General features: G+C 64.5%; 13 protein-coding genes. 4 read left to right on the plus strand and 9 right to left on the minus strand.

Going from position 1 to position 14,900, the window contains the following annotated elements:
• The first annotated feature begins 7 nt into the window (after positions 1-7).
• The 3 genes from ACVOLS_RS10270 to ACVOLS_RS10280 are packed head-to-tail and all read left to right on the plus strand — an operon-like array spanning position 8 to position 6,531.
• Entirely contained in the window at positions 8-3,223 is a 3,216-nt protein-coding gene (locus ACVOLS_RS10270) for a DUF1156 domain-containing protein (RefSeq protein WP_481545527.1), read from the plus strand.
• On the plus strand, positions 3,220-3,732 hold the full coding sequence (locus ACVOLS_RS10275; protein WP_481545528.1) for a hypothetical protein: 513 nt from the start codon (positions 3,220-3,222) through the stop codon (positions 3,730-3,732). The genes ACVOLS_RS10270 and ACVOLS_RS10275 overlap by 4 nt, the downstream gene beginning before the upstream one ends.
• 9 nt (positions 3,733-3,741) lie before the next feature.
• A complete protein-coding gene (locus ACVOLS_RS10280) occupies positions 3,742-6,531 on the plus strand; it encodes a DEAD/DEAH box helicase (RefSeq protein WP_481545529.1) in 2,790 nt (929 codons plus the stop codon).
• A gap of 40 nt (positions 6,532-6,571) precedes the next feature.
• On the opposite strand, the gene ACVOLS_RS10285 is transcribed toward ACVOLS_RS10280, so the two are convergent.
• The 9 genes from ACVOLS_RS10285 to ACVOLS_RS10325 form a co-directional block, all read right to left on the minus strand.
• Positions 6,572-8,551, minus strand: coding sequence for a relaxase/mobilization nuclease domain-containing protein (locus tag ACVOLS_RS10285; RefSeq protein WP_481545530.1), 1,980 nt, complete (start codon positions 8,549-8,551; stop codon positions 6,572-6,574).
• A 448-nt stretch (positions 8,552-8,999) separates the two neighbouring features.
• Positions 9,000-9,599, minus strand: coding sequence for a S26 family signal peptidase (locus ACVOLS_RS10290; protein WP_099605306.1), 600 nt, complete (start codon positions 9,597-9,599; stop codon positions 9,000-9,002).
• A complete protein-coding gene (locus ACVOLS_RS10295; RefSeq protein WP_099605307.1) occupies positions 9,596-10,141 on the minus strand; it encodes a DUF2840 domain-containing protein in 546 nt (181 codons plus the stop codon). Before ACVOLS_RS10295 ends, ACVOLS_RS10290 begins: the two co-directional genes overlap by 4 nt.
• Entirely contained in the window at positions 10,138-10,422 is a 285-nt protein-coding gene (locus ACVOLS_RS10300) for a chromosome partitioning protein ParB (protein ID WP_099605321.1), read from the minus strand. Before ACVOLS_RS10300 ends, ACVOLS_RS10295 begins: the two co-directional genes overlap by 4 nt.
• Positions 10,419-11,057 carry a ParA family partition ATPase gene (gene parA, locus ACVOLS_RS10305; protein ID WP_099605308.1) on the minus strand — a complete coding sequence of 213 codons (639 nt, stop codon included), beginning with the start codon at positions 11,055-11,057 and terminating at the stop codon, positions 10,419-10,421. Before parA ends, ACVOLS_RS10300 begins: the two co-directional genes overlap by 4 nt.
• Positions 11,058-11,310: 253 nt before the next feature.
• On the minus strand, positions 11,311-12,171 hold the full coding sequence (locus ACVOLS_RS10310) for a replication initiator protein A (protein WP_099605322.1): 861 nt from the start codon (positions 12,169-12,171) through the stop codon (positions 11,311-11,313).
• Positions 12,172-12,197: 26 nt separating this feature from the next.
• The gene (locus tag ACVOLS_RS10315) at positions 12,198-12,479 is read right to left on the minus strand and encodes a helix-turn-helix transcriptional regulator (RefSeq protein WP_099605310.1); all 282 of its coding nucleotides are present in this window, start codon (positions 12,477-12,479) and stop codon (positions 12,198-12,200) included.
• A gap of 83 nt (positions 12,480-12,562) precedes the next feature.
• Entirely contained in the window at positions 12,563-13,336 is a 774-nt protein-coding gene (locus ACVOLS_RS10320) for a DUF2285 domain-containing protein (protein ID WP_481545531.1), read from the minus strand.
• A gap of 311 nt (positions 13,337-13,647) precedes the next feature.
• Entirely contained in the window at positions 13,648-13,995 is a 348-nt protein-coding gene (locus tag ACVOLS_RS10325) for a DUF2958 domain-containing protein (protein WP_099605312.1), read from the minus strand.
• Between the two features lie 215 nt (positions 13,996-14,210).
• Between ACVOLS_RS10325 and ACVOLS_RS10330 the strand changes: the two genes are divergently transcribed.
• Positions 14,211-14,504, plus strand: coding sequence for a helix-turn-helix domain-containing protein (locus tag ACVOLS_RS10330; protein WP_099605323.1), 294 nt, complete (start codon positions 14,211-14,213; stop codon positions 14,502-14,504).
• The last annotated feature ends 396 nt before the right edge of the window (positions 14,505-14,900 follow it).

Here is a 14,900-nt window from a genome sequence, read left to right on the forward strand (position 1 = left end):
AGCTTGAATGGCCACCAAAAAAGAACTACTCGCGCAGCAAGTCGCCAAAGCCGTCGGCGCAGGCAAAGCGGTCGCGCTCGAAACCGTCGACTTCAACGACCCGAATCGCCCGAAGACCTGCCTGGAGGTGGACTTCCCAATTCTGGCGATCAATCAAATTGCAGCAGTGGAATCATCTTCTGGCGCTGCCACGAAGCCGATCTATCAAATGGCAAAGTGGTGGGCACGGAGGCCATCTAGCGTTTTTCGGTCGATGCTCGTTGCAGCCGCAACGAAGGCGCCAGATGACACTCTTCAAACATCCAAAACCGTTTGGGCCAACTACTACGCGAACCACCAGAAGAAAGGCGCGTTCAAGCACCTGAAGGTGGCAGACATCTTCATGGGCGGCGGCACCACGCTGGTGGAAGGTTCGCGCCTGGGGATGCAGATGGTCGGTAACGACCTCAACCCGGTCGCGTGGTTTGTGGTGAAGCAGGAGCTGGCGAACGTCGATCTGGAGGAAGTCAAGAAGCTGCTCGCCGACATCGAGGCCGAGGTCAAGCCGCAGATCATGCCGTACTACTACTGCGACGGCCCGCAAGGTGAACGAGGCAAGTGGACGCATCTGCCCAGCAACAAGGCGATGCCCGCCGACTTCGACCCGCTTGCCATCCCGCGCGACGAGCGCAAGCACTACCGCTACGAAGGCCCCGAGATCATTTACACCTTCTGGGCAAAACACGGGCCGTGTCAGGTGACGGGCTGCGGCCACCGCACGCCGATCATGACCAGCCCGGTGATGGCGGTGAAGACGCTCACCGTCAAGCATTGGGAACACCGCTGCGGTAAGTGCGGCGAAGCCTTCGACGTAGAGGAAGAAGCCGCGCGGATGGCCCCCGACGCGCCGTTCTACGTCGCGCCCAGCGAGCCCGCGTACTCCGTGCTCGACCGCAAGAAAGGCGTGATCTGCCCGCACTGTGGCCACACCGCGATGGTGAATCTGGGCAAGGGCAAGAACAAGAAGGTGGAACTGAGCCTGCTGGTGCATCCGCAATGGCTGGCGGGCGAGGCCAAGCAGGATGGGAACGGCCTGCCCTACGGCGGCTCGGCGCAGGACGACGTGGCGGCGACCACGCGCTGGGACGCGGTACGCGCCGCGAAGATTCGCCTGCTGGAGGTGCGCGGCGAGCTGCCGGATGAAGTGACCGACCCGGAAACGGGCGTCACGTTCGCGCCCGAGAAAGGCACAGTGCCGAAGAAGTCGCACTACGCCTGCTCGGCCTGCGGCACGGTGCAGGATGTGCTGACCACCATCAAGGCCACGGGCAAAACCGGGCCGATGGCCGCCTATGCGGTGCAGGGCTACGCGCCCAAGCGCGATGAAGCAGGCAAACCCTATAGCGGCCGATTCTTCGCTGCCTACGATGCCTCACACGCCAGGCAGTACGACTCCGCATTCGCGGAATGGGAAGCGCGCAAGGATACCGACCTGAAGGGCTACTGGCCGCGCTCCGAACTGGCCTACGGTTTCATGACCCACCATCTGCAAGGCGGCGTGCCAAACCACGGTTTCACGCATTGGTGGACGATGTTCAATCCACGTCAGTTGCTTGTGCATGCGCAACTATTGAAAGCAATCAATGCCGTCGGCAACTACGACTGGAATGTTCGTGAGTTTGCTCTTGGCGCGCTTCAGCAGTTCTTGCGGTTCAACTGCATGTTCACCGTGTATCACCCGAATAACGATCAAGCGACGAAGCACTTCGCGAACAATAATTTCCATCCGAGGAATACGCTACTCGAGGTGCCTGTATTTGCGCCAGTTGGCGATGGTCGCTGGATTTCTGCTGGTGACGCGATAGCCAATGGGGCGGAATGGAGGCAACGCCCTTGGGATTTGGTGCCTGTCACTCAACTTGTAGGCACGGGTATTGAGACATCAGGGAAGACCGAAAAGGTATTTCCTAACGATCCGCCTACAGAGGAAGGCACCACACTTTCGTGCGGGTCATCGAGCGACCTCGCTCAGATTTCTAGCGGTTCAGTTGATCTCGTTATCACAGATCCACCTTTTGGTGGACTTATCCATTACTCTGAGCTTTCAGATTTCTTCTACGTCTGGCTTCGTCTGCTACTGAAAGATAAGTATCCCGATATTTTTTCAGCACCTTACACGCCAAAATCGCTCGAAGCAGTCACCAACCCAGCCCGCGAGCCAGAAGATCCAGACGGTTTTTACCAACGCCTCCTCACGCAGTGCTGGCGTGAAGCGCACCGAATTCTCAAGCCCAGCGGCATACTGGCCTTCACTTTCCATCACAGCGAGGACGAACCTTGGGTAGCGGTGCTGGAATCGTTGTTCGAAGCGGGCTACTACCTCGAAGCGACCTATCCGATCCGAGCCGATACGGCAATGGACTCCGGTCAGTTCGGCTCCAAGACCATCGAGTACGACATCATCCACGTCTGCCGCAAGCGCACCGAGGAGCCCAAGCCGGTGAGCTGGGGCCGGATGCGCCGCGAGGTGATGGCCGACGTGCGCCAGTTGCAGACCATGCTGGAGAACCACGCCAAGGAAGGCCTGCCAGCGGCGGACATCCAGGTGATCCGGCGCGGCAAGGCGCTGGAATACTTCTCGCGCCACTACGGCAAGGTGTATGTCGATGAGGGGCGCACCATCTCCGTGCGCGATGCGCTGGTCGGTATCAACCAGCTCATCGACGAAGACGCCGACAAGGGCAAGGAAGCACCGCCGGTCAACGCTGAACCAATCTCGCGCCAGTTCCTGCGTACCTTCGGCCATGCCGCCGAACTGAAGCGCGACCAGTTGCAGAAGTTCCTCAAAGGCTCGATCACCACGCCCGACGAGTTCGTGCAGCGTGGCTGGTGCGCGGAGAAGAACAAGGTCTTCACCCGCACCGATGCGCTGGAGTTCGCGCGCGAGTGGTCGGGCAAACACCGCCGCCGCCTCACGTCCGATCTGGATCAGGCGCTGGTGCTGATCGGTGCCTGCGTGGATGGCAGCGGCATCAATGCCTCGGACACGCTGACGAACGAAAACTTCAAGCCGCACATCGCGCTCAAGCCGCTGCTGGAGTGGTTGCAAAAGAACGGATCGGATCAAACCACCCGCAACGCGGCCTCGCGCGCGGTGTCGATCTTTTCAGCCTGGCAAGCCAGCCAGGCACCCAAGCCACTGCAGGTTTCGTTGTTCGATGACGATGAGGAGTATGCGCAATGAGGCAGGTGCTCGATACGGTATGGCAACGGCGCGGCACCAGTTGGCTGTGGGACGAGGAAGCGCGCAACACCGTGTGCGCAGCGGGCGAGGTTTGGAGCCTGCGGCAGTTTTTGCAGGCGGCAGCCCCCGGTGGGCAGGGCTGGCCGGATGACCTGCCCAGCAACGGTGGGCAAACGCTGGTGGTGGCCGGGCTGGAGGGCAGCCTTGATTTGCTGGCTCCCGATCAGGCCGAAATCTGGCTGGGCGACACGATCAAACGCGCCATCCTGTCATTTCAGGATGAATACGCAGGCGAAGCAGCCTTGATCTTCTGGCTGCCGCAGGGCCAGGGCCGTTTGCGCGTGCAGGCCTCCACCGACGCAGTGACCTGGCTGTGCGAAGCGCCGCATCGGGGTCAACTACTCGACTTTGGGCGCCTTCTGTGGGGTGAGGCTAACGAGTACCCGCAGGAAATCTTGCTGCGCGAGGGCGCGAAAGCGGCCGGCCTGTTTCACCTGCGGATTACTTGAGGCCAGCGCGTGCAAGTAGACGATTTTCAGGATTCGTTCCAGCCCGGCGAGCGCATCACCCACACCGAATTCGGCCCAGGCGTGGTGCTCGAACCCGCGCACGATGGCTATCTGCGCGCGTTCTTCGGCGTGGTGGGCGAGCGCCGCGTACCGGTCAGTTCGGTACGCCGCGACCGCACCCGTACCGAGCGCATTCTTCAATCGGTGGCAGGCGGCTCAGACCGCGCACGCAAGGCATGGTTGTCTTACGAGGCGCACGCACTGCCGGTGATGGAAAGCGCCTCGGCACTCACCTCGGCGCGCATTGACCTGCTGCCGCACCAGGTGGTGCTGACGCACCGCATTGCGACTGCTTCACCACGGCGTTACCTGATCGCCGACGAGGTGGGCTTGGGCAAAACCATCGAGGCCGCGCTGATTCTGCGTGAACTGGCCAGCCGGGGCGAGTTGACCCGGGCGCTGATGGTGGTGCCCGCAGGCTTGGTGAACAACTGGCACCGCGAATTGAACGAGGTGTTCAACCTCGATTTCGAGGTGTTTGGCTCCGAAGGCGATGTCACCGACCGCAAGACCAATGCCTTCGCCAAACACGACCGGCTGATTGCCAGCATCGACACCTTGAAGCGCCCTGCCCGTATCAAGCGCCTGCTGGATGCGCCACGCTGGGATCTGGTGGTGTTTGACGAAGCGCATCACCTGACTGCCCACCGCACGGGCGGCAAGGTGCGCAAGACGGAAAACTACAAGCTGGCCGAAGCGCTGAAGGATCACGCGCGGGATCTCTTGCTTCTGTCTGCTACGCCGCACCAAGGCAATCACTTCCAGTTCTGGATGCTGGCGCAGCTTTTGAACCCCACGCTGTTTGGCAGTCCCGAGGACATGCTGGAAAATCGCCATCGCCTGAACACGGTGATGTTCCGCCGTACCAAGGCCGATGCCTGCCAGCCCGATGGCTCACCGCTGTTTGCCCGGCGCTGGGTGCATACCGAGTCCTTCCTGATGAATCAGGAGGAGCGGCTGTTTTACGAGAAGCTGCGCGAATACCTGGAAGACGGGTTCGATCTGGCCCGACGCCAGGGCAACCAGGGGCGTGCACTGGGCTTCTTGATGGCGATCTTCCAGAAGATCGCGGCATCGAGCTTTGCCGCCGTGCGCCGCACGCTCAAGCGCCGCTTGTTGATGCTGACGCTGCACGAGGCATTTCTGCGCGACAAGGAGCTGGACATCGAAGGCCGCGAACGCCTGACCGAGGAAGCACGCGAGCTGATTCACGAGGAATTTGGCTTGCCGCGCGACAGCGTTGGGCGCAGCGAGGTGGATCGCGTGTTGGCTGACCTCAAGTACCGGTTGGTGAAGAAGCTGGATCAAGAGGCGCTGGAAATGGCCTCCGACCCCTATGGCAGCGAGTATTCGGCTACGCACGCCGAGGAGGCAGCGTCTGCTGTGGTGGATTTGCATCTGCCCGAGGAGCGCCTGCGCATTGGTGACTTGCTGCGCATCTTCCCGCAGCAGCGCGAGACCAAGGCACAAAAGCTGCTCGATGGTTTGGGGCATCTGTGGCGGCAGAACGCCAATGAAAAGATCGTGATCTTCGCCACCTACCTCGGCACGGTCGATCTGATTGCCCGCGAAATTGAACAGGCTTATCCCGGCCAGGGCGTGGTGGTGCTGCGTGGCGGCGATCACGGTGCCAAGCTGGCAGCAGAGCGGAAGTTCCGCCTGAAAGACGGGCCACGTGTGCTGGTGTGTACAGCGGCTGGCCGCGAGGGCTTGAATCTGCAATTTGCGCGCATTCTGTTCAATTTCGACCTGCCGTGGAACCCGATGGACATGGAACAGCGCATCGGGCGCATTCACCGCTATGGACAGAACCACACGGCGCAGGTCTACAACCTCGTGCTGTCGGACACCATCGAGGGGCGCATCTTCCTGCTGCTGGACGAGAAGTTGACTGAAATTGCACGCACGGTCGGCAAGGTCGATGACCAGGGCAATGTGGCCGAAGACCTTCGGGCGCAGATTCTGGGACAGCTTTCCGAACGGTTGAACTACGACCGCCTGTACCAGGAGGCGCTGTCTGACCCTGAACTGAAACGCACACAGGTGGAGCTGGAAGCGGCACTGTCCAATTCCCGCGAGGCACGGCAGGTGGTGTTCGACCTGTTTCAAGACCTTGACGGTTTCAGCCTCGATGACTACCAGCCCTTCTCGGATGTGTCCTCCAGCCTGGATCGGCTGGTGCGTTTTCTGTCGGCGGCCGTGGCAGACCGCCAGCAGAAGCTGCTGAAGGTGGACGAAGAAACCTACGACCTTGTGACAGTGGATGGCACGCGCCGTGCACGGTTCACACTGAACCGCGATACCGCCACCAGCAGGGACGATCTGGAACTGATGGGGTTGGATCACCCCTTGGTACAGGAAGAGCTTGGCCGCTGGCGCAGCGTGACGCCCGAAGACATCGGCATTGCGGTGGCTGGGGATGTTGACGAGCCGGTGCTGCTGTCCTTGTGGATGGTGGAGGCGTCTGCCGGCAACGGTGAGCGCCGTGTGGTGGTGCAGCCCATCGCAGTCAAGCAGGACGGGACACGGGTGCCGACTATTGAGCGGCAATGCGAACGGTATCTGCAAGCATCGGCGATCTCGCCGAGTTTTACACCGGAGCAGCGGCTGGCGTTGTTTGCCCACACCGTGGAGCCAACGTTGCAACGTGAGTTGAAACACAAGGGCGCGGCCAATGGAGATGGCAGCTATTCGGCCGAGCTGATTGGATACGTTGAGGTATTGAAAACGCCCGCTTGAAGCAGAAGGGCCACGCTGAATCCGAGGGCGAGAGAATTCTTCAAATAGTGAGGTTACGCTGTTTTCCAATCTCCCATGACACGCCGCCGCCACGTACCGTCGCGGCGAGCTGCTGGCCCAGCCGCTGCTCGATCACGGGTTTCCACGGCACGAGGCTGAAGCCCATGCCGTCATCGAGCATGGCGTAGCGCCCGCTGGCAAGCATGACAGAGCGCCGGTAGATTCCTGCTACGCGCTGGCCGTCAGCCACCGGGCGATGCGCCAGGCCGGTTTCGGCAGCAATGTCCTTGGCCGCCTGCGCCAGTTCCCGATTGCGCAGCGTGCCCAGCAGATTGCGCGCCAGGATCACGCGCTGCCCTCGCCGCTCGGCCAACCCCTGTTCGGACAGGAATTCAGCACGCTGCTGCATCGCCTGCTTGGCCTCGCCGCCAAAGCCCAGATCGCCCAGGCCTGAGCCGCCGCCGATCAACTGCTGGTCGAGCCAGGTGGCGCCGATGACACGGGCCTGCCGCTCGATGGGCAGATGCGATTTCAGCTCCACGGCCACGCCGCCCAGGCGCTGCGCGTCGTAGCGGCGGCCCTGTTCGGGCAGGTCGCCAGGCACCTTCCATAGCCCTTCGGCCACACGCTCCACGATGCCGGTGCGGCGCAAGGCTTCGAGCCGGCGAATGTGGGCTGCCACGACCTCCTGCGGATCACGGCCCGGTACGGCCTGGCCCTGCGCGACGGCCAGGTGATGGTAGGTGCGGTATAGGCCACCGCTTGCCAGCGCGGCGATGTTGCGGTCGGCCGCACGCACGTCGGCCGCCCCCTTCACTTCCACCACGGCGCCGGCCGGATAGTTCGCCAGCTCGTCGCGGGCGTTGAGCGCGACGTAATGGGCCTTGCCGTCCACACCGTCGATGACCAGATAGCCCCGGTCGCGCAGCTCGTCGGCCAGCCCTTTCGCGGCCACGCGCCCGAGGATAGTCCGGCCATCGTCTCCCGGCTCGAACACCGCCAGCTCGCGCGGCTCGCCGCGCATGGCCCGCTGCATGGTGCGAATGATGTCACCACGCTCGCCGAGAGCACGCAAGGTTTTCTCCGCATCGGCATGGACAGCCCAGGTGCCCGGCTGCGTCTCGTCGGCCAGGCCCAGGCGCTGCAAGTGTTGCAGGCGGGCGATCAGCAGCAGGCGCTGGCGTTGCAGCCGCGGTTCGTTGAACCGTTGGATCTGCACTCGGCCATCCTCACCGGCCTCGCGCTGCAATGTGCGATCCAGGCTCGTCCACCGCTCCTGCTCCACCTCGCGCTGCAAGGCCTGCTGGATCTCCAGCTCGGTGCGCGGCCCCAGCCATTCGGTCGCCAGCTCGGCGGCGCGATGGCGGAAGCCATCGGCGATGTAGTCGCCCGCGATGATGAGGTCCTTGCCGGTATCGTCACGCCCGCGCACGATCAGGTGGGCGTGCGGGTTGTCGGTATTCCAGTGATCGACTGCCACCCAATCCAGCCGCGTGCCCAGGTCGGCTTCCATACGGTTCATCAGATGCCGGGTGTAGGTACGCAGGTCGTCCAGCTCGGCGCCGTCCTCCGGGGAGACGATGAAGCGGAAATGGTGCCGGTCGTCGGAGGCTCGCTCCTTGAAGGCGTCAAGGTCGGCTTCGTCGGTCTGCGGCCCGTAGGCCCGGCCCGGTTCACCATCGCGGCCCGCGCCGTCGCGCTCGATGTAGCGCAGATGTTTCGCCAGCGATTGGGGGCTGGCGTTGCGCTGATTGACCAGCAGCGTCTTGATGGTCACCCGCCGCGACATGGGCGTCAGCTTCGCGCCGGCGAAGCGCGCCGCCGTATGGCCGCGCCCCAGGCGCGAGCCGGGCCGCTGGCCGGCGCCCTTGCCACTGCCGCCAGGACGGCGCACTGAAGACTTGCCGCCGCTGGCCTTGCCCGCCTGCTTGAGCACCTTGGAGACGAAGCCCTGGCCCTTGCCTCGGTTCTTCGGGGCGCTCGGACGCACCCGGAAATCGTCGTCGCGGCGGTCGGTCATGGCCGCTCTCCCTGCAAGCTATGGCGTGTCCGGGCGTGCGAAGCACGCGGACAGCCCTGCATTGGCACGGGCTTCGCGCCCCAAGCGGCACGGCGGCGAAGCCGCTGCGTGCCGCGCCACCCCGACGTGCAGACTGGCTTTCGACGCGGCCCGGTGCCGCGTCCTTTTGTCTTGCCTTCCGCCTTTGCCCCTCGCTGGCGCTCCGGGCAGCGGCGGCCCGGTGGCGCTGCTGCGTGAGCAGCCAGCGCGCCGGCGAACGCGGACACGGCCGCAGGCCGGGCGCGTTCGAGGCAAGACGCCTGCACATGGGATGGCTGCGCCGGAGGCAGCGCGAAGTGCGGTGCGAATGCACGCGCACTGCACGCGCGACAGCATGGCGACGGACAGCAGCACGACACGCCCGATGGCACGATGAGATGCACGGCAACGTGCAGCGAGTCGGCGGCCATCATGGGCGGGACTCCAGCCAGACCGGATGCGCGACGCCGATCACGGCGGATGCGCTGACCGGCCCGAAATACCGGCTGTCGAACGACGCCGGGTTGGTCACACTCAAGAGGAACAGTTCCCCGGCTTCGAGGCGACGGCATTGCTGCCAGGATGGCAGCGGCCGGCCCCAGCGGTCGGCAGGCAGCACGGCGGCCGAAGGCACGCCGTCGATGCGGACGACGCGGCCAGTGATGCACACCTCCTGCGGCGCGACGGCGCCCACGCGCTTGAGCAGCGGCACGCGCGCCGGCAGGTAGCCGCGCTGCGCTGCCAGCGCGGCGGCGTCTGGCGGCAGCGTGGTCAGGACGATGCCGCCCACGGACAAAGAGCCTGGCAGCGAGCCGGTGCCGTGGCCCAGCGGATCGACGCTATACCAGCCGACCGCCACGCTATCGGACGGGTTGTAGATCAGGCGCGGCAGCGGATGCAAGAAGGACGCCCAGGCCAGCGCAGCGAGGCCGCAGGTGGATATGCCCGCCAGCACGAGGCGAGCGCGCAGGCGCGAACGAGGACGCGGCGGAATGCCCGCTGCACTGGCAACGGCGGATGGAAGCGTCATGGCAGTGCCCTCCCGATGAGCCAGGCGGCGTGCCGCTCTGCTGTGTATTCGGGTAATGCCAAACGCGCCGCGAGCCGGTTGGCGAGCGTGCGCCAGTACGCGGGCGAGACAGCGGCGGGTGCGATACTCAACGCCTCGATGGCGTCGATGCGCTCCAGCGCGGCGCGCACCTGGTTCTCGCCCTCGGCGTGCAGCAGCAAACGCGCACCCGGCTGCACGCCAGGAATGCGCTGCGCCGCATCGAGCGGCGTGCAAGCCTGCATCACCATGAGCTGCCAGCGCACAGTGCCGTAGTCGTTGGCCTGCCAGCGGACACGGCACAGAACCGCGTTAGGCAGGAATACGGCGCAGCGCCGCCAGCGGTCGAGCCGGATGATGCGCGCAGGCTCGCCGAAGCGCAGATAGAGCTTGAAGCGTGGCTCGATGTAGGCCAGCGCCACGCGCGTCAGCAGTGCGCTCGCTGGCTGGCCAGCGAGCGCGGCCGGTGATGGTTGCAGCGCAGCCGTGGCCGCGACAGCGGCAGGCGAAGCGAATGCGGTCATGGCGTGCTCTCCCTGCGGTGTTCTGGAAACTCGCGCTCCAGCAGGCCGCGCAGCAGATCGGCCACGGTCACGCCTTGCGTGAAGGCCGATACCTTGATGCGCGCGCGCATCGCGGGCGTGATGTCGAGCGTGAGGCGAGCCGTGTAGAGGTCGCCCTTGCCCAGCGCATCGGCGTCGCCCTGACGAATCCACGCCTCGGCGTGCGGATTCGCGGGCGGACGCGCGCCGATGCCGACGCGCTTGGCCGTGCGTTTGCTGTTCGGTGGCGGCTTCGCGGTCATGCCGGCCACCGCAGCAGTTCATCCACCAGCGCGGTGATTTCGCGGGCGGCGGCGCTGTCGGGCGCCGTCTCGCGTGCCAGCCGGCCAGCGGCCACGCTGTCGGCGAACACGATGCGCTGATGCACTTCCGCGCGCAGCGTAGGAAGTGGCTGGTCGGCAAGCGCCTGGCGCGCTTCGCGCCCGATGATGGTGGTGCTGACGCGCCGATTGATGACGAAGGCCGCGCGCAGCGCGGGCCGAAAGACTTGCGCCTCGCGGATCAGCGCCACCATCTCGGCGCTGGCCCACAGGTCGTAGGGGCTGGGTTGCACGGGGATCAGCACGTGCTCGGCCGCCAGCAGCGCAGAGCGCGCCAAGGCGGCGATGCGTGGTGGCCCGTCAATGACGACGTGATCGGCCCGCCTGGCGAGTTCTGGCGCCTCCTGATGCAGCGTTTCGCGTGCGAGGCCCACGGCGCTGAACAGCCGTGGCAAGCCTTGCTGGCTTCTGCGCTGCGTCCAATCCAGCGATGAACCCTGCGGATCGGCGTCCAGCAGCACGACGTGCTGGCCGCGCATCGCCAACTCGCCGGCGATGTGCGTGGCGAGCGTGGTCTTTCCCACGCCGCCTTTTTGGTTGAGCAAAGCGACGATCATGGCCTAGCCCTCCATGCTGGAAAGCAGGGCTTTTGCTGCTGTGCTTGTGGCCGCGTGGTGGTTGTCCACCGCAGCGGCGCTTCCCTACTAAAAGTTAGAGAAATGAAGTTAGGAAAGTTAGAGGACGCGCAAACCCAGTGCTGGCGCGGGTTTGCGGCCGATCGGCACGCCTGATAGCACGATAGTCCCACGCCTAATAGCACGATACCCCGCACGCCTGATAGCACGACACCATTCACAGGCTGTCCCGGAGTTATCCCCGTGCCGTATGCGGCACGGGCCGGAACGTCAGCAGTTCCATGCCGTTGTCGGGCATCCGCTCGATGCCCAGGACGTAGCCGGGCAGCGACTGCCGCGCGACGAGCGCGCGCAGGTCGCAGGCGAAGTCGTAGGGCTTGGCGGTGCTGCCCGATTTCTGGTGCAGGTAGCGAAAGTCGAACTGCCAGCCGTATGCCTGCTTGCCGCCGTGCTTGCGCACCAAGCGGTACAGCCAGCGCTCGATGCCGCCGGTCAGCCGGAAATACGCCGGGTCGATAGTCAGCACCAAAGCGGTATCGAGCACGCCCGCATAGAACCAGTCCGGCAGGATCAGCTCGATGCCCTGCGGTGTGCCGCTGGCATCGGCCAGTTCCTTCCATTCGTTGATCCACGAGAAGCGATGCAGGCGCCGGCCTGTCGTCTCGCGGATGGATGTGGCCACGGTCGTGGATTGCAAACGATCGAGCGCGGCCTTGAGGCGCTGGTAGTCGCGCAGCGACTTGCCGCGCCCGATGAAGCGCAGGATCTCGTAGGGTGTGGCTTGCATCAGCCGTGACGGGCGCAAGCCCGCGTCGCGCGCTTCCACGATCTGCGAGGCCGCCCAAATGAGTAGATCGGCGTCCCAAATGGTGGCAATGCCATGCTCCTGCGTGCCTTCCACGCGGATCGTCACATTGCCCGCGCGAAAGTCGATGGGCTTGACCCGCTTGGACTTCGCCAGAGAGAAGAACGGATAGGCCATCAAATCCTGGCTGTCGCGCGGCGCCATGCCTTCGCCCGGTAAGGCGCGGAACAGGTCGAGCTGTTCGTGTTCCTGCATCGGCTGCTGCCGCGCGGGCAGCGCAGGGCTGGACATGGCAAAGGCCACCCGCGCGCCAGCGATCAGCGCGCACGGCTGTCCGCCGCATGGTGCTCGGCGTACTCGGGATCGGAAGTCGTCTCGAAGCTGCGGTCGGCCGCCCATGTGTCGAGGTCGGCCACGGCGTACATGACGCGGCGGCCGAACTTGCGAAAGCGCGGGCCACCGCCGATCACGCGCTGTTTCTCCAGCGTGCGCGGCGACAGGCGCAGGTACTCGGCGGCTTCGTCGTTGGTCAGGTAGCGTTGAGGCTGCATGGACGCAGTGACAGCAGTGGCGGCAGGCCGCAAGGGAGCGGAACGCATGGCGTGAACCTCCATCGGTTGAAAACGCCGGCTGCACCAGCGCAACCGGATGGAGGCAGTCTCAGAAAACCAAGCTGTTCTGCTCAGGGTCGTTTTGCGTCACCATCAGAACGACCCTTCTCAAGCGGCGAAAGTTGTGCTATCTGGCGATAGCCGCCGCGCATCAGTGCATCGCCTCGCCGCACCAGGCGGCGCACCTTCGAGCGCAGGCCACCGTCGCTGTACCAATCGGCCAAGGCATCCACGCCGAACAAGCCTTCACCGACCTCGCGCAAGGACGCGCCCGCCAGGGTGGCGTCGAGCGCTTGCAGGGTATGCAGTTCCAGCAGCGCGGCCGGTGTTGGCCTGGGCTTGGCATCGGAAATGGCTGCGCCCGGCGCATAGCCGCGCGCAGGCGCGGTAGTGCCGCCGCGATAGGCATGGACCACGGCCATGCCGTCTTGCAGGCCGGGTGCCAGCGCGAAGCGCAGGCAGCGACCAGGACTGCGCGCGATCAACGCCAGACCCTTGCCATCATGCAGCAGGTGTTTATGGCCGGGGATGTGCCAGAACGCGAACGCGGCGGCGTCCAGTGGTGGATCGGCATCCGGGTAGAGCTGCACCACGGCATCAGAGCCGGGCAGCCAGGCCGGATGCGCGTCGCGCGCATCCAGGGCTGGGTCTTCCAGCAGGCGCAAGCCCCAGCGTTGCGCCGCCTGCTGCGCAGCTTGCAACCGGCGATGATGGCGCAGCCAGTCAAGCCGGTAGTCGGGATTCCTGCGCAGGTATTCCCAAGCCAGCGCGAGCGCATCGAGCCACAGGACAAACAGGTACGCCGCAGTGGGATACCAGTGCGCGAGGTGATGGGGATTGACCATGACGCCTCCTCCCTGAGAACAGGATTCGCCGTCACGGAAAGGACTACGCGCTACATCGCCATCGTTGGAAAAATGGGAGGTTCAAGATAGGTGGAAGGGGTCAAGACCGAATGGTTCCGATGCGTTGCAGTGTTTGTCTCAATACGGCGGCGGCGGCACTCCGAACTTGGAGCGCTGCATTGACCAGCCTGCCGCAACCCGCGCCACGCATCATGACTGTTTCGATCAGACTGGCCGGGGTATGCCGCAAGAATGCCGATTGAGACCTGACCGGCATGACACCAGACTGAAAAAATCACAGTCAGCCTTGTTCAGTCCGGGATAGCCCCGTCGCGCTGGGCCAGCCGGGTGTATTCCGACAGCGTGTGCGTCGGGCAGAAATAGAGGTCACGCATCACGGGCTGCTGGCGCGGCCCGACGATGACGGCCAGCTCGGATAGCTTGACGGTGCCTTGCGCCGGCATCCCGATCCCCAGGTCGATAAGTCCCCAGGCGGTGTCGCCATCGGCGGGATCGAGCGCGGCCAGCAGCCAAGTCACATGCGCGTCCGGCGTGAACAACCGGACCACGGGCACCGGGTCGATGGCCCGGCCAGCGGCGCGGGCCTGGCCGTGGGCCAGCAGACACACACGGTCGTCCTCGGTGATGAGCGGATTCATGGCGATTCCCGTCGGCTGCACGAATCCGCCAAAGCGTGAAGGCGCAAAACCGTATCGGCGGATTTGGGCATGAACACGATTGTGATTCCGTGGGTCTGCTCCTTTGTCGGAGTCCGTAAATACGGATTTCTGCAGAAGCGTAAAACGGTGGGGTTTTGATGAATGAGTTAAAGATAACGTGGTTTTAATTGTGCGGCGAATCGACGCTTCTGTCCATGCAGAAGCGATCCGTCCAGCCCGGCCGACCGGCTGGCTCCACCACCCATGACGCCGAGTTGGCTCACGCCTTCGGCGCTGCGGTGCGTGCGCTGCGGATAGAGCGCGGTATCGCGCAAGAATCGCTGGCGCACCTGGCTGGCGTCGAACGTTCGCACATGGGCAAGATCGAGCGCGGCGAGCACATGCCAACGCTGGCGATCATCTTCAAGATTGCCGGCGCGCTCGAATGCAGCACTGCGGTGCTGATGAGCGAGGCTGAAAGCCAGCTCGCATCGGCAGCCCTGCCGTAGGCTGGGCGGGGTCGATCCGGCGCAGGCCAGTTCGGCGGTGTTCAAGGGGCGCCAAGTGCAGCGCGGCGGGGATGGGCCTTGCGCCGATCCCCTGGAGGCAAGCGTAGCGCGCAGCGCCGCAGGCGCGAAGGCGTGAGGGATTGGAGTCGAATGGCCGTGACGGCAAAGACGGCACGGGGCGCAGCCCGCAAAGCCCGGTGGCGCAACGCGCCGAAACGCCATGCTTTGATCGCAGCCGCAGGTGCTGGCTTCCCCCACCATGAAGATGCGACCCGAAAAAGGCCACGGTGAGTTCAACCCGTCGACGCAACGGCTTGGCTCAGCTTAGCGGCTGGCGTCTGGAAGCCCAAGGTCTTACGAGGTCTTTCGTTGAGACGTCTGGCGATCTTGTTCAAG

Source organism: Stenotrophomonas sp. STEN038, from assembly GCF_056759895.1.